This is a genomic window from Bacteroides oleiciplenus YIT 12058 (assembly GCF_000315485.1).
Taxonomy (GTDB): domain Bacteria; phylum Bacteroidota; class Bacteroidia; order Bacteroidales; family Bacteroidaceae; genus Bacteroides; species Bacteroides oleiciplenus.
Genome location: NZ_JH992941.1, coordinates 85,509 through 109,836, shown reverse-complemented (window position 1 = coordinate 109,836; position 24,328 = coordinate 85,509). Strand labels below are relative to the sequence as shown.

The following is a 24,328-nucleotide window of genomic DNA, read 5'->3' as shown; positions in this document are numbered from 1 at the left end:
ATTCTTGGACTGTGTTTGGATTATTTTTTTAGTCTTTGGATTATTTTTGCATAGGCACCGGGACGGAGGCTACACCTCTTCGCACACCCGCATTTCCATTCCTTTATATACCACCACAATCTTATGTAATTCTGTGGCGCCGATGGCACACTTCACCGTGTCTGTCTCTGCATAACGGTTGGCCTGTTCGATGGCTTCCCGGCGAAGTTCCTCCACTCGGGTTTCGGGGTCTTTGTATTTGGCATATTTCAGTTCCACGATGTAACTGTGCTTCATGTCAGAGTAAATCTCCAGCATCGGACAAAGAAAGATATCTACATAGCCGGCCTGCGTGTCCTGCTCGGAGATGGGACGGTAGAAGCGGTTCTGAGCCGTCATGGCAAGGGTAAAGCCGTGGACGAAGAATTCGCCTTTCTGCTTGTCGCGCTGGGAGGCGTAACGTTTCAGGCAATCAGCGATGTAACCGAAGTAAGCTTGCCAGTCGCCACGATAAGCCAAGGCACTTGCCAGTTCACTCTTTTCGTAACTGTCAAAACTGAGGTCGGCATCGTTGTAGGTGTTCAGCAGATAGGTGTATAACTGTTCGCGGACTACCATGTTGGGGATGGTGAGCTTCGTCTTTCCTTCGTGCGTGCCGCTGATGGTAAGCATCCCAAAATAATAGAGCAGGCTCACGAAGTTGTTGGGATTGGTTATGTTGACAGCCGGAAAACCTTTTTTCAATTCTCCAGTGATGAAGCCTTGGCTTACCAAGGTTTGGATAATGGAAGCATCGTGTGCAAACTCCTTGTCCTTGCGGATGAGCATGCGCAGCTTCTCGTAGTCGATACGAATGTTATCTTCTAACATACTCCGCGGAGCTTTTCCATTTTGAATATAGTTCTTGACGAAATAGAGCACCATGTTGGAATTGTACATCGTAGTTCCGCCATAGCATTCCTCGGCAAAGCAATAATTGTCATACCATGGTTTTATTATCTCTATCAATTCGTCCACGCTGTGATGGAATGGGCTGTTCGTGGAATAGTATGTCAGCATTTCGCGCACTTCTTCTTCCGTAAAGCCCATCATTGCGTTAAATTCCGGCGTAAGGAATAGTTTGTCCCGATATTGAAACCGCTGGTCAGGTCATCCATCGTCACGGGACTGACTCCGGTGATGAAGCAGCGTTTGATGCAAGAGTCGGTTCCAGCTTTCACCTTATTGAAGAAAGCGCGCAGATAACCTTCCTTATGTGTCTCGTCTGTGTAACGGTGCAAATTTCCGGCATCCGAAAGGATGGTATTGGTAAAATGATCGTATTCATCAATGAAGAGGTAAATCTTCTGATTCGTCTTTTGACATTCTGTATATAGATATTCAAGCTGCTCTACCGCACCATCTTTTTCATCCAGCTTTTCCTTGATGCCCTGTGGTAGATAGTCGGCATAAATATCACAAAAATAGTCGAACATGGTCTGGCAGTGCGCATCCAGTCCTTGGCGGTAATTGTTCTGCTCACCGATGATGCCGGAGAAGTTGAGCTTCAGTACCAGATAGCTGTTGCGGTCGTGCGTAGGATGCTGCCCAATGTAGAGGTCGCCGAACAGCGTGTCAAACTTGTCCTTGGCACGCACGTCATAGTAGTGTTGTAGCAAGTTCAGCGTCAGGCTCTTGCCGAAGCGGCGGGGACGGATAAAGAAAAAGAAGCGGTCTGCCTGCTCAATCATGGGAATAAAGGCGGTCTTGTCTACATAATAATAGTTTTCGAGGCGGATATCCTCGAAGTTCATCATACCATAAGGTAAACGTTTTCTGTTCGCAGGTGCCATATACATCACAATCAGTTCCTCCTTTAAGCAATGTTTCTGAATGACAAAGATAGATGATTTCCATTAGATTAAGAAACTATTCTTGAGAAACTATGCCTCCGCGCTGTATCAGAAACGCCCCTGCGTCGTACCTGTACCGTACTTGCTCCGTACCTTCTCCGTACTTTCTCCGTGTAGAGGTACTTCTGAGCGAAGAATGTACGGAGCAAGTGCATCCCGGGTACGGTTCGGGTATAATATCTGCAGCCATGAAAGAATAATCCAAACCAATGAAATAATAATCTAAATATCCTCCAGAACCTTTCTAACCCGACTATTTTGGCATTCATATGGACTTTCGTTTTATTCAGTTTAAGATAAATCCTTTTCCTTTGCCGTACACTTTTGGTAACGAACTAAAAATACATATATGATATTATGAAGAAACGAATCCAATTCCTTTTCGGTAGCATCGCCCTTCTGAGCATGAGTGCTTGTAGCGAACTTTACGTTCAGCCTGATGCTCCGATTAAAGAAGTCCCTTTTACACAAGTTCACCTGAACGATAACTTCTGGACTCCGCGTATTGAAACCAATCGCACAGTCTCCATACCTTCCGCATTTAAAGAATGTGAGAAGAACGGGCGCTTCGATAACTTTGCCATTGCCGGAGGATTAATGAAAGGCGAACACCGTGGTGATTTCTCTTTTGACGATACCGATCCTTATAAGATAATAGAAGGAGCCTCTTACTCGCTGGCTGTGAAGTATGACAAAGCACTGGATGCTTATCTGGATAGTGTCATCTCCCTTATCGCAGCCGCTCAGGAACCGGACGGCTATCTCACTACGTGCGTAACTAATAAATGTTACCGCCTTTCCGGTTGGTGGGGAACGCATCGTTGGGAAAAAATCAATAGTCACGAACTTTATAATAGCGGTCACTTGTACGAAGCTGCCGTTGCTCACTATCGTGCGACAGGTAAACGCTCCTTGCTCGATGTAGCTATCAAAAACGCCGACCTTGTTTGTCAGGTATTTGGTCCGGGTGAAGGACAAAAGCATGTTCCTTCGGGGCATCCCATCGCTGAAATGGCGCTTGCTAAATTATATAAAGTGACAGGTGACGAGAAATATCTGAAAATGGCTAAATATTTCGTGGAGGAAACCGGACGCGGAACAGACGGTCATCGCCTCAGCGAATACAGTCAGGATCATAAACCCATTTTGCAGCAAGATGAAATCGTAGGGCATGCCGTGCGTGCCGGATACCTTTATTCGGGTGTTGCCGATGTAGCTGCCCTGACTCAGGACACAGCTTACTTCAACGCACTGAGTCGTATTTGGGAGAATATGGCAAGCAAGAAACTCTTTATTACCGGAGGTATAGGTTCCCGTCCGCAGGGTGAAGGCTTTGGACCTAACTATGAACTGAACAATCATACCGCATATTGCGAAACTTGTGCAGCTATCGCCAATGTTTATTGGAATCACCGCATGTTTTTGGCTACGGGAAACGCCAAATATGCCGATGTACTGGAACGTGCACTTTATAATGGTGTGATTTCGGGTGTTTCCCTTAGCGGTGACAAGTTCTTCTATGATAATCCGCTCGAATCTATGGGGCAGCACGAACGCCAGCATTGGTTTGGTTGTGCTTGTTGCCCGGGTAATGTAACCCGCTTCATGGCTTCCGTACCTTATTATATGTACGCCACTCAGGGCAATGATATTTATGTCAATCTTTATATCCAGAGTAAAGCTGACCTTAATACGGACAGCAATAATGTAGCTTTGGAACAGACTACTGAGTATCCTTGGGAAGGAAAGGTTTCCATCTTAGTTACTCCTGAGAAAGAGCAGGAATTTGCTTTACGTTTCCGTATCCCGGGTTGGGCGCAGGATGCTCCCGTACCGACGGATCTTTATTCATTTACTGATAAGGCAGGTGCTTACAGCATCTCTGTTAACGGTAAGAAAGTAAATGCTAAACAATATGATGGCTACGCTACTATTTCACGTACCTGGAAAGCGGGTGATGTAGTAGAAATCAGTCTTCCGATGGATGTGCGCCGTATTAAAGCCAATGATAATGTAGAAGACGACCGTGGCAAACTGGCTATCGAACGTGGCCCTATCATGTTCTGCCTGGAAGGCAAAGATCAGGCTGACAGCACTGTTTTCAACAAGTTTATTCCTGATGCCACTCCAATGGAAGCAGCTTATGACGCTAATCTGTTGAACGGTGTTGTGGTGCTGACCGGTAATGCAAAAGAAGTGGGTAAAGATGGTAGTGTGAAAGAGGTTCCTTTTAAAGCCATTCCTTATTCAACCTGGAATAATCGCGGTGCAGACCAGATGGCGGTTTGGATTCCTGAAGCTGCCGAATATGCCCGTCCTATTCCCGAACCGACAATTGCCAGCAAGGCACGGACTCTGATGATACAGGCTCCTATCCAGAAAGATGCTCCTGAATCAGCCTCTGTAGAAAGCTGGGCATGGGGTGTGAATGACCAATGGGAACCGAAACGTTCGTCGGATATTTCTAAGCCTTACCACTATTGGTGGTTGAGAAACGGAACACAGGAAACTCTGGCTTACCAATTCGATCAGCCTTACACCGTTTCAAACGTACAGGTTTATTGGCTGGACTTCGATCATTATGATGGAAACTTCCGTGTGCCGGAAAGCTGGAAACTCTACTATAAAGATGGTAAAAATTGGAAAGAAGTAGAGGCGTTGAATGAGTATGTGGTGAAGAAGGACTGCTATAATAGCCTTGATTTTAAACCGGTAAAAACGACAGGATTAAAAATTGCCGCTCAGTTGCAGAAAGGTGCTTCGGGCGGGGTGATTGAATGGAAAGTAAACTAAATTAATCTCTTTTTAAAAAATTAGAAATTTGTAACTTGTATATTGAATATTAACCTTTTAATTAAAGATGTAATATGAAAACACATGAAAACCAGCCTTTGGTAAGCAAAGCTTTACTCAAGGCGACAGCTTGTCTTTTCCTTGCGGCAGGTATCGGTATTAGTCCGGTATTTGCAACTCCGGGAACGATAGCATCAATGACAACCGAGATGGTGCAGCAACAGACTGTTATAATTACCGGTGTAGTAAAAGACAAGAGTGGTGAACCTGTTATCGGTGCCAATATTCTTGAAAAAGGAACATCGAACGGTGTTATCACTAATATCGATGGTGAGTATACACTGAAAGTGAAAGGAGCAAACTCTGTTTTGCTAATTTCTTACATTGGTTATAAGAGCCAGGAAATAGCAGTAGGTTCTCAACGGAAGGTCAATGTTACTTTGGCTGATGATACCGAATTGTTGGATGAAGTTGTAGTTATCGGTTATGGAACGCAAAAGAAAGGGGATGTAACGAGCGCCATTAGCAGCGTGAAAAAAGATGACTTTATTCAAGGTAAAGTGAGTGATGCAGCTGACTTGATTAAAGGTAAAGTGGCCGGTCTTGTTATATCGAAAGGTAGTGGTGATCCGAACTCCGGATCAAGTATTCGTTTGCGTGGTGTCATTACGCTAACTGGTAGCAATAGCCCGTTGGTGTTGATTGATGGTATTCCTGGTGATATGAGTACAGTGTCTCCCGAGAACATTGCATCAGTAGATGTCTTGAAAGATGCTTCTGCAGCCGCTATCTACGGTACACGTGGTGCCAATGGTGTAATCCTTATTACTACAGTTGATGGAAAACGTGAACAGAAAACTTCTATCAACTATTCTGGTTACATGTCATTGTCTCAATTCGGTAAAAAGCATGACTTTATGGGGCCCGAAGAGATCCGTAAGGGTTATACCGACTTTACAGACGAAGGTTATGATACCGACTGGTTGGATGCCATTACACGTACCAGTTTCTCTCATAATCATAACCTCAGTGTTCGCGGGGGTACGCAGAAAACGACTTATTCTGCCGATGTAACCTATCGTGATGACCAAGGTGTGATTCTGAATACTTACAGCAAAGACCTTACGCTGAACATGAACTTGACACATTGGTTCTTGGACGATATGTTGAAAGTAAGTATAAACCTGTTAAAAGGAGAGCATACCAACAGTGCCAATAACGCTACTTACCAATATCGTCAGGCTATTATCCATAACCCTACTGAGCCTATTAAAGATGTAGACGGTAACTGGTACGAGAACTTTGGCCGTAGTGAGTATTCCAATCCGTTGGCTATGAACGAAGAACGTATAGGTGATTACAAAACCGATTGGACTCGTATGACAGGTACATTGACATTTGAGCCTATCAAGGGTTGGCAAAATAACCTTCGGGCTTCACGTCGTACTTGGGGCGCACATGATAAAGGTTATTATACTGCTGATTATCCAGATCAACGCAGTTCCGGACATACAGGTTATGCGTACCAATCGTATGCTACCAGTTATACTAACGAATTAGAATTTACTTCAAACTATCAAATGACGATTGGTCAGCACCGTTTTGATGCATTGGCAGGTTATAGTTACCAATACACGCAGAACTCAGGTTTCAATGCCAATAATACCGATTTTCCCAACGATTTCTTCCAATACAATAATCTGGGTTTAGGTGCTTACTTGAAGGATGGTAAAGCAGGTATGGGCAGTTATAAAAATGACAATAAATTGATAGGTTTCTTCGGGCGTATAAGTTATGGATTTGCCGATAAGTACAATATTCTTGCCAGTATTCGCCGCGAAGGTTCTTCCCGCTTCGGTACCAATCATAAATGGGGAACATTCCCGTCAATATCTTTGGGTTGGACTATCAGTAAAGAAGAATTTATGAAGGATATTACCTGGCTCAATAATTTAAAACTGCGTGCCGGTATGGGTACTACGGGTGTTATTCCTAATGATAACTATCTTTCGTTACTGAAATATAGCTTTGGTAGCGAGTATTTCTATGATAAGGGAGAATGGAAACCTGGTCTGATAGCAACTTCAAATCCTAACCCGGATTTGAAATGGGAGAAATCAACTGAATATAATATTGGTCTTGATTTCAGTACGCTGAATGATCGATTAGGCGGTTCAATTGATGTTTATCAGAAGAATACAACAGATATGTTGTGGAATTATACTGTTCCGGTACCGCCTAACTTGTATAATCAAACGTTGGCCAATGTAGGTAAAATGCGCAATACAGGTATTGAAATAGCCATCAATGCTGTTCCGGTGCGTACAAAAGACTTTGAATGGAAGACAACATTGACCGCTTCACATAACAAGAATAAATTGGTAAGTCTTTCGAATGATCTTTACGAAACAGCAAACTTCCGTATTACAGGAGGATTGGATGCCCCTATATCTCAAGGAACACACTACATGGAAGTAGGAAAAGAGTTAGGTCATTTTTATATGATTAAATCGGTGGGCGTTGCAGAACGTGGAGTATTCCTAGTTGAAAATCCCAATACCGGAGAAATAGAAGAAATGAGCGATGCTATGTTGGCTGACGAAAGCTATCGCCAGGACATGGGAACAGGTATGCCACAGCTATTTGCAGGTTGGAGTAATCAGTTGCGTTACAAAAACTTCGATTTGTCTGCACAGTTCACCGGGCAGTTTTTCTTTAAGATACTCAACTCTCCACGCGCTTTCTATGAGAATAACGCAGTGTTCCTGAATAAACTCAAGAGTGTGCTCAATGCTCCTTATGGTGGAGAATATACTTTGTCGAGAGCACAAAAGCAGGCAGTGGTAAGTTATTATCTGGAAGATGGCGATTTTGTTAAATTGAGTAACCTGACTATTGGTTACACTCTTCCGATACGCAATAACAAATACATGAAGAGTCTTCGCGTATATGTATCGGGTAATAATTTGTTCTGTATAACCGGTTACTCGGGTTTAGATCCGGAACTTGACATTAACAATGTACAGGCTCCTGGTATTGAATATCGCGATACTTATCCTACTACTCGTTCTTTTACTTTTGGTGTTAACATTGGATTCTAAAATAATACTAAATATGAAAACAAAAATAAAAACATATGTTGGAACTGCACTTATTGCATGTTCACTCTCGTTCAACAGTTGTACTGACTTAACCGAGAAGATTTATGATACCATGTCTCCCGACATTTATCAATTTACTCCCGAAGATGCACAGGCTTTGTTTATTCCTGTATACAATAGTTTGCGTGATGTCCTTTGGGGATGGTATAGTTATTCTGATATATCAGGGCTTTCAGGCGACCTTTGGTGTATTCCGAATCGTATCGGTATTGGTTGGGGTGACCTTTATATCCCGTTGCACAAGCATGAATTTAATCCTACGATATGGCATTTTGGCGCTTTTTGGACACGTGCTTTTGCTGGTGTTACCGCTTGTAATCGGTTATTAGCCGATCCTGCCGTACAATCAGTAGAGACTACTGTGTCACAACTTAGAGCATACCGCGCACTATATTACTATATGTTGTTTGATGCATATCGTAATGTTCCGTTGGACACGGAGGCTGACCATGAAGCAGGATGGTTGCCAGAACAAGCTACCCCTCAGGAAATGTGGAATTTTATTATCTCTGAACTAAATGATGTAAAAGGCAAGTGCGGAAATGAGAAGATCATGGGACGTATCAATAACTATAGCGTAAATATGCTACTTGCCAATATGTATATAAACCACAATGCATGGTTTAATGATGATTCCGACAAGTCATGGTATGGTAAGTGTATCGATGAGCTGAATGAAATTATTGAGAGTGGCCTTTATTCTTTGGCTCCCAACTATCTGGATAATTTCAAGGAAGATATATCCGGTAATCCGGAAATTATCTTTGGAATACCTTATACAGAAAAATATGGAGGTGGTAACTATTATGCCAGTATGTGGCTTGCTGTTATCAGTAAGAAGACTTATGGCTTTAATACATGGGCTACTAGCGGTGCTAACGTATTGTCACAGTTTCTTGATTCGTATGATGCTGCGGATGGGCGCTACAAAGATTGTTGGAATGTAGATACGCCTCAATATGCAATGGATGGAACGCCTCTTATAGCTAATGGTGTGCAGGTAGTTTACACCAAAGAAATACGTAGTATCGACCAACCTGGTTGTTACGAATATGAAGGCGGGCGTTTAGTAAAATATGAGATTCTTCCCGGTGATATGGCTACAAATTACGATGATGTACCCTTCTACCGTTATGCCGATGTGCTGTTGAAAAAAGCCGAATGTTTGCTCAGATTGGGTGGATACAAAGGAGAAACAGAACAAGATGCTGCCGACTTGGTAACACAAGTTCGTGCACGTAATTTTAAATCCAATCCAGCAAAGGCTGTTCGTACCGTAGCGCAACTTAAAGGTGGCAGTAACTATCCGTATGGGCATCGTGAAAACCGCAATGAAATGGGGAAAAATGATCCTGCAAAGATCTTTAATGAAATAGAAGGTGGTGCTGACATTGAATTGGGCGGTTTGCTTGATGAACGTGCTTGGGAATTTGTGGGAGAATATGTTCGTCGTCAGGATCTTATTCGTTTCAAAATGACAAATGGTCAAAATGTATACAATGGTAAATCATGGTTCTGTAAGCCTCGGGTGACGGATGTTTCGGATAATCATCTTAATATCTTCCCCATTCCGAAGGAAGCGATGGAAGGTAATGTGAATTTAAAACAAAATCCCGGGTATTAATAGCTAAATATGTAAACAATGAAAAAGAATATACTTTATGTACTATTGGGAGGATTACTCCTCTCTTTGACAGCATGCAGCGAAAACTGGGAAGATGCCACAAGCAAGCATGCGTATGGCGAGAATGAAAATCCTTATTTGCGTGCTGATGCAGAAGCAACAGTAACGAAAAAGATACAATTTGGTGCTGGTCAAACTCAAATCATCAATTTGGCTGATTATGCTGAATTGTTTCAAACGAAATTGGGGATGACGGTAGATGAAACCATTGCCGGAATATCAAGCGGTAAAGTAGTGTTTCGTAGTATAAATGCCGCCCGTAATACTTGGGATAGAACGGTTCCGAACAAGGGAACAGCAGGATGGTATTTTGATGTGATGGGCAATATCTCCAGCCAAGCTGATGCCAATTTTACCGTAGAGCTAAATACTTCGGACAAAACAATCATGATAAATGCATTGGAAAATGTTGTGGCAGGTTCGACACTTAGTATTAATGTAGGGTTTGCAATCAATGGAACTGACTTCGATCAATATGTACGTATTCTCAGTGAAATTGTAATTATAGACGTCCCGATTGAAGTATCTATCAATATTCCGGATGGCGAGTATTCGGCTGCTTCTATTGAATTTAATGATTATGCAGACAAGATACAGGAACGTTTTGGGATGACTGTTGCAGAATTCTGTGAAGGGCTTGATGGTGACGGAAAAGGTGATATTCATATGTATTCTGTTAACCTTGAATCCTTGAAATGGGATGAAGAAAGCTCATATACAGCAAATGCTCCCGGCTATTGGATGATGAAAGACGGTACGGTTACCAATTGGGGAGTGGCAGGGTATTCTCTTTTCGCAGAATGTAGCATAAGTGATGAAGCTTTGAACATTGGTCGTTCAGCTACACCGGTTGCAGGTGATAAATATACTATCAGCATTGGTTTCCGCGACAAAACAAATAAGGCAAATCTATTGCGTTTTGTAATTAGTATTACAATGGAATAAACTTATGAATAAAGAATGATATTCTTTTGTTATTCAGAATGAGGTGGGGATCTCTATATTATAAAGTAGGGATCCTCATTTTTCATTCAGAAAGCAATTGTATAATATATATTTCCATGAATAGAAGAAGAAACTATAATAACGGGATGATTGGCTTCATGTTTATTGTTGCTGCTTTGTTTTTTTTGAGTTGTCAGGATGACCCTGAAGGAGTTAAGCAGCCCGATGTACTTAAACCTTCAGACATATCAGACTATGAGAAATATTACAAACCCTCAGAGTTTGCAACAATGGATATGTTTTCGAAGGATGCTAAATGGTCCTTCTATCGCTATCAGCAGAGTGAACATTTTATTGTGTTCTGGGAAGCAGGATTCGGAAAAAAACCTAATGCTAAAAGTGTTTCGGAGTCTATGCGGGTTGATGTAGATGACCTACTGGCAAAAGCTGAACAATTTTATCAGACGAATATTGAGACGTTGAAGTTTGCCGAAGTAGGGCAGGGTAAATCTTATTTGGATCGGTACAAGATGCAAATTTATTTGCTTTATCAAGAGGAGTGGTTGGCTACAGGTTCTGGTTATGACGATGTAATCGGTGCTTTATGGGTAAATCCGAGTACTTGCAAACCGGTAGGCTCTACGATTGCACATGAAATAGGGCATAGTTTCCAATATCAAGTGTATTGTGACAAGCTGTTGAATGGAGCTGCCAAAGACTTTCATCAAGGTTTTCGTTATGGCTTTGGACCGAATGGTGAAGGAGGCAATGTTTTTTGGGAACAGTGTGCGCAATGGCAATCTCTTCAAACTTATCCTCAGGAACTATTTGGATATCATGTGGATGTTTGGAAAGCCAACTACCACCGTCATTTCAATCACGAATGGATGCGTTATGCCAGTTACTGGTTACCTTATTACTGGGCACAGAAACATGGTGTTAGTGTAGTAGGAGAGATATGGAAATTATCGAGATTTCCTGAAGATCCGCTTATGACTTATCAGCGGTTGTATTGCGATGGTAAGGTGACCGCTCTTTATGAAGTACTCTATGACTATGCTACACGAATGGCTACTTATGACATTGATATTGTGCGCAAATATGTTACTGAGAGCGCAAAAAAATATTCTACCAAACTATATATTAGTGGTGGATATTATCAAGTAGGTTATTCCAGTTGTCCGGGGAGTACGGGATTTAATGTTATATCATTAGATGTTCGGGAGGCGGGCAGCACTGTTAAGGTTGATTTTGTAGGATTGGACACAGGCAGTAGTTTGGCATCGGAAGATCCGGGAACTATTGTTAATGCAGATGGCGAAAAAGTCGGTGTTGTTACTAATTATAACAGAAATAATGTTGCTGCTGGATGGAGGTACGGATTGGTGGCTGTCGTCAATGGTGTAGCTCAATATACTCCGATGAATAAAGACAAAGAGAGTACAGTATTTTATACAATTTTGGAAGGGACTAATAAACTCTTTTTTGTAGTGATGGGAGCTCCTGAACAATATATGTCTCATGCTTGGAACGAAGACGAGATAGATGATGTTCAATGTCCTTATAAAGTGAAATTTGAAGGGACAGACTTATTAAATTAGTAATTTAAATATAAGAGTGAAATGAGAGCAAAGTATATAATAATATTTACCATCTTTCTTCTTGTAAGTCAGGTGGTATTGGCACAGGAATATGAACCCGTAGTAAAGGATGTTATTGCTCCTAAAACAAAGTATTTTGGTATTCAGGATGTCCGTCTTCTTGAAAGTCCCTTTTTGCATGCCATGAATCAGAATGAACAATGGATGAAAGAGCTAGACTTAGATCGACTACTTTCTAACTTCCGCAAGAATGCGAATTTGAGGCCGAAGGCGGAACCTTACGATAGCTGGGAGTCAATGGGCATTGCCGGACATACGTTGGGACATTTGCTTACTGCCATGTCACAGCATTATGCCGCTACGGGTGACGAGACTTTTAAAACTAAGATAGACTATGTGGTCAATGAACTGGATTCTTGCCAAATGAACTTTGTTAACGGTTTCATTGGCGGAATGCCCGGAGGTGATAAAGTGTTCAAGGAAGTAAAGAAAGGCATTATTCGTTCTATGGGCTTTGACTTGAACGGCATTTGGGTACCTTGGTACAATGAGCACAAGACAATGATGGGCCTGAACGATGCTTATTTGCTGGCAGGAAACGAAACAGCAAAGAAAGTATTGATCAACTTGTCCGATTATCTGGCAGATGTTATTGCTCCTCTGAATGAAGAACAGATGCAGACCATGCTGAATTGTGAATATGGTGGTATGAATGAAGCCTTCGCGCAAGTGTATGCGTTGACCGGAGATGAAAAATACCTTGATGCCTCCTACGCTTTCTATCATAAGCGTTTGCAGGATAAATTAGCGGAGGGGATAGATGCTTTGCAAGGTTTGCACTCCAATACCCAGATACCTAAACTGATCGGTAGTGCTCGTCAATATGAATTAACAGGAAATCAACGCGATGAGAAAATTGCTCGTTTCTCTTGGGAAACTATTGTTCTTCATCATTCTTATGCTAATGGTGGAAATAGTATGGGCGAATATCTTTCTGTACCCGACAAACTAAGTGACCGTTTGGGGAGTAATACCTGTGAAACTTGTAACACCTACAATATGTTGAAACTGACCGGACACCTTTATGAGTGGACGAACGACGTGCAATACCTCGACTATTACGAACGGGCATTATACAATCATATTCTAGCTTCACAGCATCCCGAAACCGGAAATGTCTGCTATTTCCTTTCATTAGGGATGGGCACACATAAAGGTTTCGGTAGCCGGCACAATAATTTCAGTTGTTGCATGGGTAGTGGCTTCGAGAACCACTCCAAGTATGGTGGAACCATCTATAGCTATGTGCCTGGAAAAGAAATGATAAATATAAATCTTTACATACCTTCTGTGTTAACTTGGAAAGAGAAAAGTCTAAAGCTTCGTATGACTACCGATTATCCCGAACATGGTAAAATAGTGATAAAACTGGAAGAAACTTCGAAACAATCACTTACCATCAACTTGCGTCGTCCAGCTTGGGCTACGGGAGATGTTGTTGTTCGTATAAACGGCAGTAAGCAAAAAGTAGGAAATACTCCCGGTTCATTTATCAGTCTACATCACAGATGGAAAAAGAATGATGTGATAGAACTGATATTACCTATGCCACTTTACACGGTGTCTATGCCTGATAATGCTGACCGCCGTGCTGTCTTCTACGGGCCTACTATTTTGGCGGGAACCTTTGGTACGGAAAAACGAAAGATGGGAGATATCCCTGTATTTGTATCCGAAGAGAAGAGTCTGACAAACTACATAAAAAAGATTAGTGATACTCCAATCAATTTTGTAACTACATTACCCGGAGGCCCGGATAACGTGAAAATGTTGCCTTTCTACAAAGTAGCAGATGATAACCAGACCGTTTATTGGGATGTATATTCACCTGCTGAATGGCAGGTCGTTGAGGAAAAACGTAAAGCAGAATTAGAGCGCATTGCTGAACTGGATAAAATGACAACGGATTATATTGTTCTTGGTGAAATGCAACCCGAGCGGGATCATAACCTTAAAGGCGAAAATACTCGTAACGGCGAAGGCTATCTGCGCAAATATCGTTTTGCTTACGAGAATGGCTGGTTTGCTTTTGATATGAAATGTGGTTACGATCAACCCATGGAACTTTTATTGACTTATTACGGAGGGGATAGCCGGAAATATACGTTCGATGTTCTAATTGACGATTGGGTACAGCCGGTTAGTCTCACAGATGCCACACAAGGGTTTGTAGAACATGTAGTCAACATCCCGCTGAAAGTAACGAAAGGTAAAGACAAAGTAAGAGTTATGTTCCGTGCTAATGATAAAACTCGTGTGAGCAATATTTATAATTGTAGATTAATGAAGAAGTAAAAATAGACTCAATACTAATGAAGCTACATATTTTCATATTTCTTTTAATCGGACTGGTAGCCGGAAACTCTCTTTCGGCTCAACAGCCCGTTCTTCCTGAAGGTAAAGCAATCTATATTCCGAAAGATTTGCAGAGTATGAACCTCAATGATCCTGAAAGCAGATGGAGTTATCATCGTATGGCTTGTACAGAGAACTTTGTCATCTTCTGGGAGAAAGGGTTTGGGAATGATTTATCCAATCCGCCTCAGCTGGAAGGGCACAATATGCAGGTCGATTTACCGAATCTGATGGATAAGTTGGAGAGCTTTTACCGTTTCTTCCGTGATACACTGGAGTTCTCACGTCCCGGTTCCAAGTGCGACAAGTATCGTATGATGGTCATGCTGAACTACTCTTTGGAAGGCACAGCCTATGGTGGAGATTATGACGGAGAAATCGGTGCATTATGGATTGCTCCCAACCGTGTGCAAGATAAGAAACTGAACTGCATCGCCCATGAATTGGGACATAGTTTTCAGGCACAGATCAGTTGTGACGGGCAAGGCGAAGCCTGGGGAGGATGCGGTTTCTTTGAGATGACTTCGCAATGGATGCTGTGGCAGGTTAATCCCGAATGGATTACTGATGAAAAATATCATTGGGATGCTTTCATGAAGTTGACTCACAAGGCTTATCTCCACATGGAGAACATTTATCATTCACCTTACGTATTGGAATACTGGGGCATGAAACGGGGACTTCCCATCATAGCCGAACTTTACCGTCAGGGAAAGCGGGGAGAAGACCCAGTTATCACCTACAAACGTTTGGCTGCTTTGAATCAGAGACAATTCTGTGACGAGATGTTTGATACTTACCGGCACTTTATTAACTGGGATTTTCCGCGCGTCTGGAAAGAAACACGCCCGTATGCCAATAAATATACTTATCAGCTAATAGCTCAGCCGGATGGTTGGTATAGGATAGCACCGGAGAATTGTCCTGAGAATTATGGTTTCAATGCGATTCCTTTGGCTGTTCCTCGACCGGGAGAGAAGGTGAAAGTGGATTTCTGCGGAGAAGCGGGAAAGGAAGGATATACTGCAATTCATACAGATAAGGCAGGTTGGCGTTATGGTTTTGTTGCCGTAACGGCAGAAGGTGAATCTATTTATGGGGAAATGGGCGATAATAGCGGGAAAAGTATTATTTTTACAGCTCCAAAAGATCAAACTCTGACTTATTTGTGGCTGGTTGTGATGGGAGCGCCGACGGAGCATTGGATGAATCCTACTCCGGGAGAGAAAGATGCTCAATGGCCATACCGCATCAGGGTTACGGGAAGCAATCCTTTATAAACATACAGATAAATACTATGTCTGCAAAAGAAACGTATATAAACCGATGAAAAACAGTACAAGTGCCGTTGTTTATGCCTGCATTGCAGTGCTTAGTTGGTCTACTGTAGCCACTGCTTTTAAGATAGCTTTGACGCATCTTACTCATTTTGAGATGCTGCTGATAGCCAGTTGTACTTCATTAATCATATTTGCCCTTTTGCTGACTTTCCAGAAAAAGTGGAAATTAGTGTCGGAACTTTCCGGTCGCCAATGGGGATATTTTGCATTGTTAGGATTACTGAATCCTGTCGCTTATTATCTGGTGTTGTTCAAAGCTTATGATCTGCTACCTGCACAAGTGGCTCAACCCATTAACTATGCATGGCCTATTGTGCTGCTCATTCTGTTGGCTTTGTTCGCCCATCAGCCCATACCACCGAAGAAATATATCGGCATGTTCATTTCTCTGGGTGGAGTGGTGCTTATATCTGTAGGTACGGGGCAGTCGGGAGGTATGGACATACCTGTGCATGGTTTGTTGTTAGCGGCATTGAGTGCGTTGTTGTGGGCTATGTATTGGATGATAAACAATAAGTTCAAAGATAAAACAGACGGCAGTATTGCGCTGTTTATGAGTTTCCTGTTTGGCACGGCCTATTTGCTGATAGGAGCTGTGGGGGTAGGCGTACATCTTGATACGTTGCCCGGTATTTTGTCGGGTATGTATGTCGGCGGGTTCGAAATGGGTATTCCTTTTATCTTTTTTAGTCTTGCCATGCGGAAAACATCCAATCCGGCACTAGTCAACCAGCTTTGTTACTTATCTCCCTTCTTGTCTTTATTCTTTATTGCAATGATATTGGGTGAGCAGATTGTATTTACAACTTACATCGGCCTTGCATTGATTGTAATGGGAATTATGTTCAATCAATATCTGGTGAAGAAATGAAAAAGATTGTCCTTGCTATAATAGCCGGTATTATTCCGTTGATTCTTCCGGCGGCTTCTACTGACTTCTGGTTCCGCCATTTTTCTGTGGAAGATGGATTATCATCCAACTCAGTGCGTGCTATTATGCAGGATAAACATGGTTTTATGTGGCTTGGTACGGATGACGGATTGAACCGTTATGATGGTACTACTATAAAGGTTTATAATCTGAATCCGCAAGGTTCTAATAATTATATATCCTCTCTTTACGACACAACAGATGAAATCTGGGTAGGGACAGAAGACGGCATTTATATTTTTGATTATGAAACAGAAAGCTTTGAGCGGTTCAAAGTCTTGACAGCCCAAGGTGATAGCATTAAGAGCAATGTGAATCATATCGTAGAAGACAGAGACGGTAACTTGTGGCTTTCGACGGTAGGACAAGGTATTTTCAAGTATAATATATCCAAACACTATCTGGAACATTATGAATTTAAAGATGCCAATGGATTAATGGCCAGTGTGCTGATTGATAGTGAAAATCAGATATGGGCAGTCACTAATTGGGGAAGTCCCACTGTTTCCAAATTGAATAAGGCGGAGAATAAGTTCGATCCTTTCCCTATCACTTACGAAACAGGCAAATATGACTCAAACTCTCTGGTCATGTTGGAGGACTCTGAACATGCACTGTGGTTGGGAACCTGGGAATGCGGTTTGCAGAAAATAGACAGATACACAGGCAAGGCAACCACTTATTTGCACCCGTCGGATGGTAAGGGGGCTACACATATCCACTCTTTGATGGAATATGCTCCCCACCAATTATTGATAGGTTCGGATGACGGGCTTTTGTTGTTTAATACCCTTACGTGTGAACACCAACTGTTCACGGAAGATGAAACGAACCCTTATTCATTATCCAATCGTTTTGTTTATCCTATCGTAAAAGACCGTGAAGGAGGAATATGGGTAGGAACTTATTACGGTGGGGTAAATTATCTTTCGCCTAATACTGGGCAGTTTGAATGTTTTTCTCATTCGCGCTTTTATAACTCTGTAAATGGAACTGTTATCGGACGCTTTTGTGAAGATTCTTACGGGCAGATTTGGATAGCTTCTGACGATGGTGGTTTGAGCCGTTTCTCTCCCCAAGATAAACAATTCACTCATTATATGCCCGATGAACATAGAAACAGTCTTTCTTATCATAATGTGCATGCACTTTGTCTGGATGACGACTATTTATGGATTGGCACTTATACAGGAGGAGTCAATGTGCTGAATTTAAAAACAGGATTGTTTAAAGCCTATACATCTTATACGGATAACTTGAACACCCTTGATGGCACCAGTTCTTATGCTATCTTCCGTGACCGGGAGAAGCAAATATGGGTGACTTCTATGGCAGGAGTAAACCTGTATAACCGCAAGGAAGACAACTTTATTCGAGTCAAAGGCTTTGAATCGCTGACCATCGATATAGATCAGGATGCCGATGGCAACATCTGGTTTTCTACGCAGGGGAAAGGCTTGTTTAAGTATAATCCGGATAAAAAGAGCTGGAAGAACTACGTGCACAGTGATGTTCCCGGTGCATTGGTTAACGATCAGGTGAATTGTGTGTTGATAGATGGCAACGGAAATATGTGGGTGGGAACGATGAACGGGCTTTGTAAGTATAACGCTGAAGAAGACCTGTTTGAAGAGATACCTCTGGATATTCCCAGCCGTAACATTTGCGGCATAGTTGAAGATCAGCATGTGCTGTGGCTGACCACGACGAAAGGACTGGTTCGTTACGCCCCCGGCGAGAGTTGCCAGGTTTTTACGCGCAGCGATGGATTGCAGAGTGAACAATTCCTGCCTAATGCTGCTTTGAAGGCTTCCGACGGTAAGATATATGTCGGCTCGGTCAATGGCTTCAATGCCTTTTATCCTTATCAGATAAAAACGAATAAGGTGCTTCCACCAGTCATTATCACAGGACTGGAAATCTTCAACAAGGAAATCCGGATAGGAGATAAGAAGTTGCCAAAAGCCCTGAACCGGATGGCGGAACTGGATTTGTCTTATAAAGACCATGTTTTCAGTCTGCTCTATGCTTCATTGAGCTATTGCACACCCGAAAAGAACCAGTACGCCTATAAGCTGGAAGGTTTCGATAAAGACTGGAATTATGTAGGTTCCCAGAATAAAGCTACTTATACCAATCTGCCTGCCGGAACATATGTTTTTAAGGTGAAAGCCACGAATAATGACGGGATTTGGAGCGATCAGGAAGCAAATTTGAAGATAACCATTCATCCTCCTTTCTATTGGAGTACGGCTTCCAAGATTCTTTATTTCATATTGGTATGCATAGCGCTGACCTTCTTTATCCGTTTCCTGTTGAAGCGGACGGAGAAGAAGCATACTGCGGAAATCAATCAGTTGAATGTGAGCAAAGAGAAGGAAGTGCATGAAGCTAAGATTAAGTTCTTCACGATGATAGCTCACGAAATCCGCACCCCGGTTTCGCTTATCATTGGTCCTTTGGAGAAAATTATGAAATCATCCATACCGATGCCGGCAGTACTGCGGGACGATCTGAATATTATCGACCGCAATAGTCAGCGACTGCTGTTCCTAGTCAATCAATTGCTGGACTTTCGTAAAGTGGAGCAGGAAGGTATAACCATGAGATATGCTTCGCAGAATATTCGCCAGTTGCTACAGGCGGTTTGCGAGCGGTTCAAACCGTTTATCACCCAGCATGGTGCGCATCTGGAAGTGGAATATCCCGATGCCGATTTTACGGCTATGGTGGATAGTGAGGCGATCACCAAGCTGATAAGCAATCTGCTGACGAATGCAAGCAAATATACTAAGGATAAAGTTGTCCTCTCATGTGTTGTTCAGCCGGAACAACATACGTTTGTGGTGAAAGTAACTGATAACGGAATCGGTATCAGCAAAGAAGATCGGAAGAAAATCTTCAAGCCTTTCTATCAGGCGATGGATAATAAACCCGGTACGGGTATCGGACTCAGTATTGTGAAGAGTATTGTGGAGTCGCATAACGGTTGCATAGAGGTTGAGTCCGAAATCAATAAAGGTTCCTCTTTCATAGTGACGTTGCCCATTGAACAAGTCGGGGCGGCGGTTCAGGAAGGGGAGGTAAGCGTCCTCAATCCGGCAATACCCGAAGATATCTTGTCGGAAAGCCTGCCGGTGGTGTCTTCTAAGGACAAACCGCTGATGCTGATTGTGGATGATAACGAAGAGATGCTGAACTTCCTTTCAAGCAGTTTCTCCGCTCAATATTCCATTCTGACGGCAGAAGACGGAATGGAAGCATTGGAAAAACTGAAGGAACATGAGGTCACTCTGATTGTGAGCGACTGGATGATGCCACGCATGGACGGGGTGGAGTTTTGCAAGGTTTTGCGGGCGGACCAGGCTATCAGTCATATCCCGTTCATATTGCTGACGGCAAAAACTGATACGAACTCTAAAATAGAAGGTATGGACTGCGGTGCGGATGCTTATATCGAGAAACCTTTCTCTGTACAATATCTGGAGGCATGTATCAAGAATCTTCTTGACTTGCGTAATCTGTTACGCCAGAAGTTTTCTAAAATGCCGATGGTTCCTTTGAACAGCATAGCCAGCAACTCGGTGGACAATAAGTTCCTGACCCGTATCAATGAGATTATCGAACAAAACTTCTCTGAACCGGAACTGACAATTGATTTTCTGGCTGAACAGCTTGGTATCAGCCGTTCCAGTTTGTTTTCCAAAATAAAGACACTGGCTAATGTCACTCCGAATGAATTGATACAGATAGTAAGGTTGAAGAAAGCGGCAGCCCTGCTTGCGGAAAATAAATACCGTATTAATGAAATATGCTATATGGTAGGTTTTAACAGTCCGTCGTATTTTGCAAAGTGTTTCCAGAAACAATTTGGCATAAAGCCGGGGGAGTTTGTTAATAATGCGAGCATTGGTTGAATTTAATTCATAACTGTGCAGAAAGGAAGGAAATAATTCAGTAGTACTATCTCAATTCTCCTCCTCTTGGGAGGAGGAGTACCCCAACGGGGGGAGGTGGTAGGTGAAACAATAAAATACCTATTAATCATAAGAATAAGGTATTCTTTCTCACCTACCACCCCGCCCTACGGGCACCCCTCCTCCAACTGGAGGAGGGGAATGAAGATACCCAGTATATCATTTCATTCAAAACCGCGTAGATGAGAATTGGCAGAATTGATTTGTTTTTTTGCATACTTTTCGTGTAATTATTCTTATTCTTTTCTTACTTTTGTAAGTTGACTAAATTCAAATAGCATGAATAAGAAATTACTTTTATCCTTATTCGTTCTGATCGGTGCATCTGCATGGCTTTCTGCGGCAGATGAAGCGCGTTTGTTGCGCTTTCCGGCCACGAACGGTAGTGAGATTGTCTTCTCGTATGCAGGCGATCTTTACAAAGTGCCTGTCACAGGAGGAGAGGCGCAGCGCCTGACTTCACATGTGGGATACGAAATGTTTCCCCGTTTCTCACCGGACGGTAAGACAATTGCCTTTACAGGCCAGTATGATGGAAATACGGAAGTGTATACCATCCCCTCCATAGGCGGCGAACCGCAGCGCCTTACTTACACTGCAACCAATGCCCGTGATGACTTGGGCGACCGTATGGGGCCTAATAATATCGTAATGGCATGGAGCCCCGACGGCAAACAAATCGTATATCGTAACCGCATCAGCAGTGGTTTTTCCGGCAAACTCTATACTGTTAACCAAGAAGGCGGCTTGCCCGAAATCATTCCTCTGCCCGAAGGTGGCTTTTGTAGCTACTCTCCCGACGGGAAACAACTGGCCTATAACCGCACCATGCGCGAATTCCGCACCTGGAAGTACTACAAGGGCGGTATGGCAGATGACATTTGGATATACAATCCCGCCAAGAAGTCGGTGGAGAATATCACGAATAACGTGGCTCAGGACATCTTCCCCATGTGGATTGGCGACGATATCTTTTTCCTTTCCGACCGCGACCGCACAATGAATATCTTCGTCTACAACACAAAGACGAAACAAACGGAGAAGGTGACTGATTTTACCGAATATGATGTCAAGTTCCCGAGTGCTTCCGGCAATACCCTTGTCTTTGAGAATGGCGGATACATCTATAAGATGGATGCCTCTACCCGTAAACCCGAGAAGGTGAATATCAGCCTTGCTTCCGATAACATCTATGCCCGTGGCGATATTAAGAAGGGTGCCAAGTATATTACATCCATCAGCACCTCTCCGGATGGAGAACGGGTGGCAATCACGGCTCGTGGCGAAGTATTCAACCTTCCGGCAACCAAGGGAGTGACCAAGAATATCACCCGTACTCCCGGTGCTCACGAGCGCAGTGCCCAGTGGTCGCCCGATGGGAAGTTCATCGCTTATATCTCCGATACTACGGGAGAAACAGAACTCTATCTGCAAGATGCCATCGAAGGCAACCCGGTGCAACTGACCAAAGGTAACGATACATATATCCGCACTTTTGAGTGGAGCCCGGATAGTAAAACAATAGTTTATACCGACCGTAAGAACCGCATCAATCTGTTGGATGTAGCCTCACGCCGGGTGACCATGCTGTTGCAGGACCCGGTGAGCGAACCGGATGATGTCACCTTCTCACCGGACAGTAAGTGGCTGACCTACACCCGGGATGCGGATAATGAAATCACCATTGTGTACGTCTATAACATTGCTGATAAAAAAGAGTATCCAGTAACGGACAAATGGTATAATTCCTCTTCACCTGTATTCAGTACCGATGGTAAATATCTGATATTCTCGTCTGCCCGCGACTTCAATCCGACTTATGGTTGGTTGGAGTGGAACCATGTTTACAATAATATGTACGGAGTTTATATTGCCTTGTTGGCAGAAGATACCCCGTCGCCTTTCTTGCAGAAAGATGCGGGAGTAAGCAACAGCACAAAGGGCGAAACCCCGAAGGACTCCCTCGTGAAATTCAGTCCGAAAGGTATCGCCGAACGCATCATCAAACTGCCTGTGGCTGCTTCTTATTACGGCAATTTCTATTCCGACGGAAAGAAAGTCTACTACTGGGGACGTGGCGGTACAAAAGTCTTCGATCTGGGAGAACAGAAAGAAGAAACGGTGGTCGATGGTGCTATGATGTTTGTTACTCCGGGCAGCAAGAAAGCTACGTTCTACAAAGACGAGCAAGTCTACGTAACGGATATTCCCGCAGGACAGGCTAACCTAAGCACTGCTGTTAATCTTGATAATATGTCCATCCCTGTGGACTATCCCAAAGAATGGGCGCAGATATTTGATGAGGCTTGGCGTGCCTACCGTGACGGCTTCTATCTGGAAAACATGCATGGGGTGGACTGGAAGGCTATCAAACAGAAATATGCCGTCCTGTTACCTTATGCAAAGACGCGTCTCGATTTGAACTATATCATTGGTGAAATGATTGGTGAATTGAATTGCGGTCATGCATACGTCAATCCGGGTGAGGCGGAAAAGCCTAAACGCATAAAGACCGGTCTGCTGGGTGCTGAAGTATCTGCTGATAAGAGTGGTTTTTTCCGTTTGGAGAAGATACTGACCGGAGCTTCCTGGAGCAAGGAACTGTGTTCGCCGCTGACGGAGCCGGGCATTGAAGCCAAAGTGGGAGACTATATTGTTGCCATTGACGGTGTGCCGACGAATACCGTGAAGAACCTGTATGCATTGCTGGTGGGCAAAGCCGGTGTGCCGACAGAGATTTCGCTGAACGGCAAACCCCAGTTGGCAGGTGCCACAAAGATTGTCATCAGTCCGATTGAAGATGAATATCCTCTTTATCATTATAATTGGGTGCAGAATAATCTGAAGAAGGTGGATGAGGCTTCAAAAGGCCGTATCGGTTATATTTATATACCTGATATGGGACCGGAAGGATTGAATGAGTTTGCCCGTTATTTCTATCCCCAACTCGATAAGGAAGGTTTGATAATTGACGACCGTGCCAATGGTGGCGGTAATGTTTCACCGATGATTCTGGAACGTTTGTCCCGCGAACCTTATCGTGTGACGATGCGTCGTGGTTCTACTAAAACGGGTACTGTGCCTGATGCTGTGCAGGTAGGTCCGAAGGTTTGTCTGATAAATAAATACTCCGCTTCCGATGGCGACCTCTTCCCGTGGGGCTTCCGTGCACTGGGACTTGGAAAGCTGATTGGAACACGTACTTGGGGAGGAATTGTCGGCATCAGTGGCCCACTTCCTTATATGGACGGCACGGATATCCGTGTGCCCTTCTTCACCAGCTATGACCCGAAGACGGGGCAGTGGATTATTGAAAATCATGGTGTAGATCCGGATATCCTGATTGATAATGATCCGTTGAAGGAATGGAACGGAGAGGATGAACAGCTCAATAAGGCTATTGAGGAGGTGATGAAAGAATTACAGAATCGCAAGCCGTTGCCTCCTGTTCCGGCTCCGAGAGATTTCAGTAAGTAGTGAGAATTGCTTGCTGTACAAAGAAGAGTTTTATGCCTTTTTGCATGCACTCCTACACCCGATGCGTAAGTTGCAGATATGTAGCTGATTAACGGGGTGTAGGCACGGTGTAGGTAAGTGTTGATAAATCACT

10 protein-coding genes and 1 pseudogene are annotated in these 24,328 nt (G+C 43.2%); 10 read left to right on the top strand and 1 reads right to left on the bottom strand.

Annotation, left to right across the window (positions count from 1 at the left end; genetic code table 11):
* Nucleotides 1-69: 69 nt before the first annotated feature.
* Nucleotides 70-1,817, bottom strand: a pseudogene (locus HMPREF9447_RS08730) (AAA family ATPase).
* 411 nt (nucleotides 1,818-2,228) lie between these two features.
* On the opposite strand from HMPREF9447_RS08730, the gene HMPREF9447_RS08725 reads away from it, so the two are divergent.
* The 10 genes from HMPREF9447_RS08725 (at nucleotide 2,229) to HMPREF9447_RS08680 (ending at nucleotide 24,195) form a co-directional block, all read left to right on the top strand.
* Nucleotides 2,229-4,664, top strand: a complete 2,436-nt coding sequence (locus HMPREF9447_RS08725; RefSeq protein ID WP_009129345.1) for a glycoside hydrolase family 127 protein — start codon at nucleotides 2,229-2,231, stop codon at nucleotides 4,662-4,664.
* Between the two features lie 74 nt (nucleotides 4,665-4,738).
* Entirely contained in the window at nucleotides 4,739-7,765 is a 3,027-nt protein-coding gene (locus HMPREF9447_RS08720; RefSeq protein WP_009129344.1) for a SusC/RagA family TonB-linked outer membrane protein, read from the top strand.
* A 13-nt stretch (nucleotides 7,766-7,778) separates the two neighbouring features.
* Nucleotides 7,779-9,449: a RagB/SusD family nutrient uptake outer membrane protein gene (locus HMPREF9447_RS08715; RefSeq protein ID WP_009129343.1), complete on the top strand. Its 1,671-nt coding sequence runs from the start codon at nucleotides 7,779-7,781 to the stop codon at nucleotides 9,447-9,449.
* 18 nt (nucleotides 9,450-9,467) lie between these two features.
* The gene (locus HMPREF9447_RS08710) at nucleotides 9,468-10,454 is read left to right on the top strand and encodes a DUF4859 domain-containing protein (protein WP_009129342.1); all 987 of its coding nucleotides are present in this window, start codon (nucleotides 9,468-9,470) and stop codon (nucleotides 10,452-10,454) included.
* A gap of 116 nt (nucleotides 10,455-10,570) precedes the next feature.
* Nucleotides 10,571-12,055: a DUF6055 domain-containing protein gene (locus tag HMPREF9447_RS08705; protein WP_009129341.1), complete on the top strand. Its 1,485-nt coding sequence runs from the start codon at nucleotides 10,571-10,573 to the stop codon at nucleotides 12,053-12,055.
* Nucleotides 12,056-12,076: 21 nt separating this feature from the next.
* Nucleotides 12,077-14,410, top strand: coding sequence for a glycoside hydrolase family 127 protein (locus tag HMPREF9447_RS08700; RefSeq protein ID WP_009129340.1), 2,334 nt, complete (start codon nucleotides 12,077-12,079; stop codon nucleotides 14,408-14,410).
* Nucleotides 14,411-14,427: 17 nt separating this feature from the next.
* Nucleotides 14,428-15,750 carry a DUF6055 domain-containing protein gene (locus tag HMPREF9447_RS08695; RefSeq protein ID WP_009129339.1) on the top strand — a complete coding sequence of 441 codons (1,323 nt, stop codon included), beginning with the start codon at nucleotides 14,428-14,430 and terminating at the stop codon, nucleotides 15,748-15,750.
* 46 nt (nucleotides 15,751-15,796) lie between these two features.
* The gene (locus HMPREF9447_RS08690) at nucleotides 15,797-16,681 is read left to right on the top strand and encodes a DMT family transporter (RefSeq protein ID WP_009129338.1); all 885 of its coding nucleotides are present in this window, start codon (nucleotides 15,797-15,799) and stop codon (nucleotides 16,679-16,681) included.
* Nucleotides 16,678-20,658 carry a hybrid sensor histidine kinase/response regulator transcription factor gene (locus tag HMPREF9447_RS08685; RefSeq protein WP_009129337.1) on the top strand — a complete coding sequence of 1,327 codons (3,981 nt, stop codon included), beginning with the start codon at nucleotides 16,678-16,680 and terminating at the stop codon, nucleotides 20,656-20,658. The genes HMPREF9447_RS08690 and HMPREF9447_RS08685 overlap by 4 nt, the downstream gene beginning before the upstream one ends.
* Nucleotides 20,659-20,997: 339 nt before the next feature.
* On the top strand, nucleotides 20,998-24,195 hold the full coding sequence (locus HMPREF9447_RS08680) for a S41 family peptidase (RefSeq protein WP_009129336.1): 3,198 nt from the start codon (nucleotides 20,998-21,000) through the stop codon (nucleotides 24,193-24,195).
* The last annotated feature ends 133 nt before the right edge of the window (nucleotides 24,196-24,328 follow it).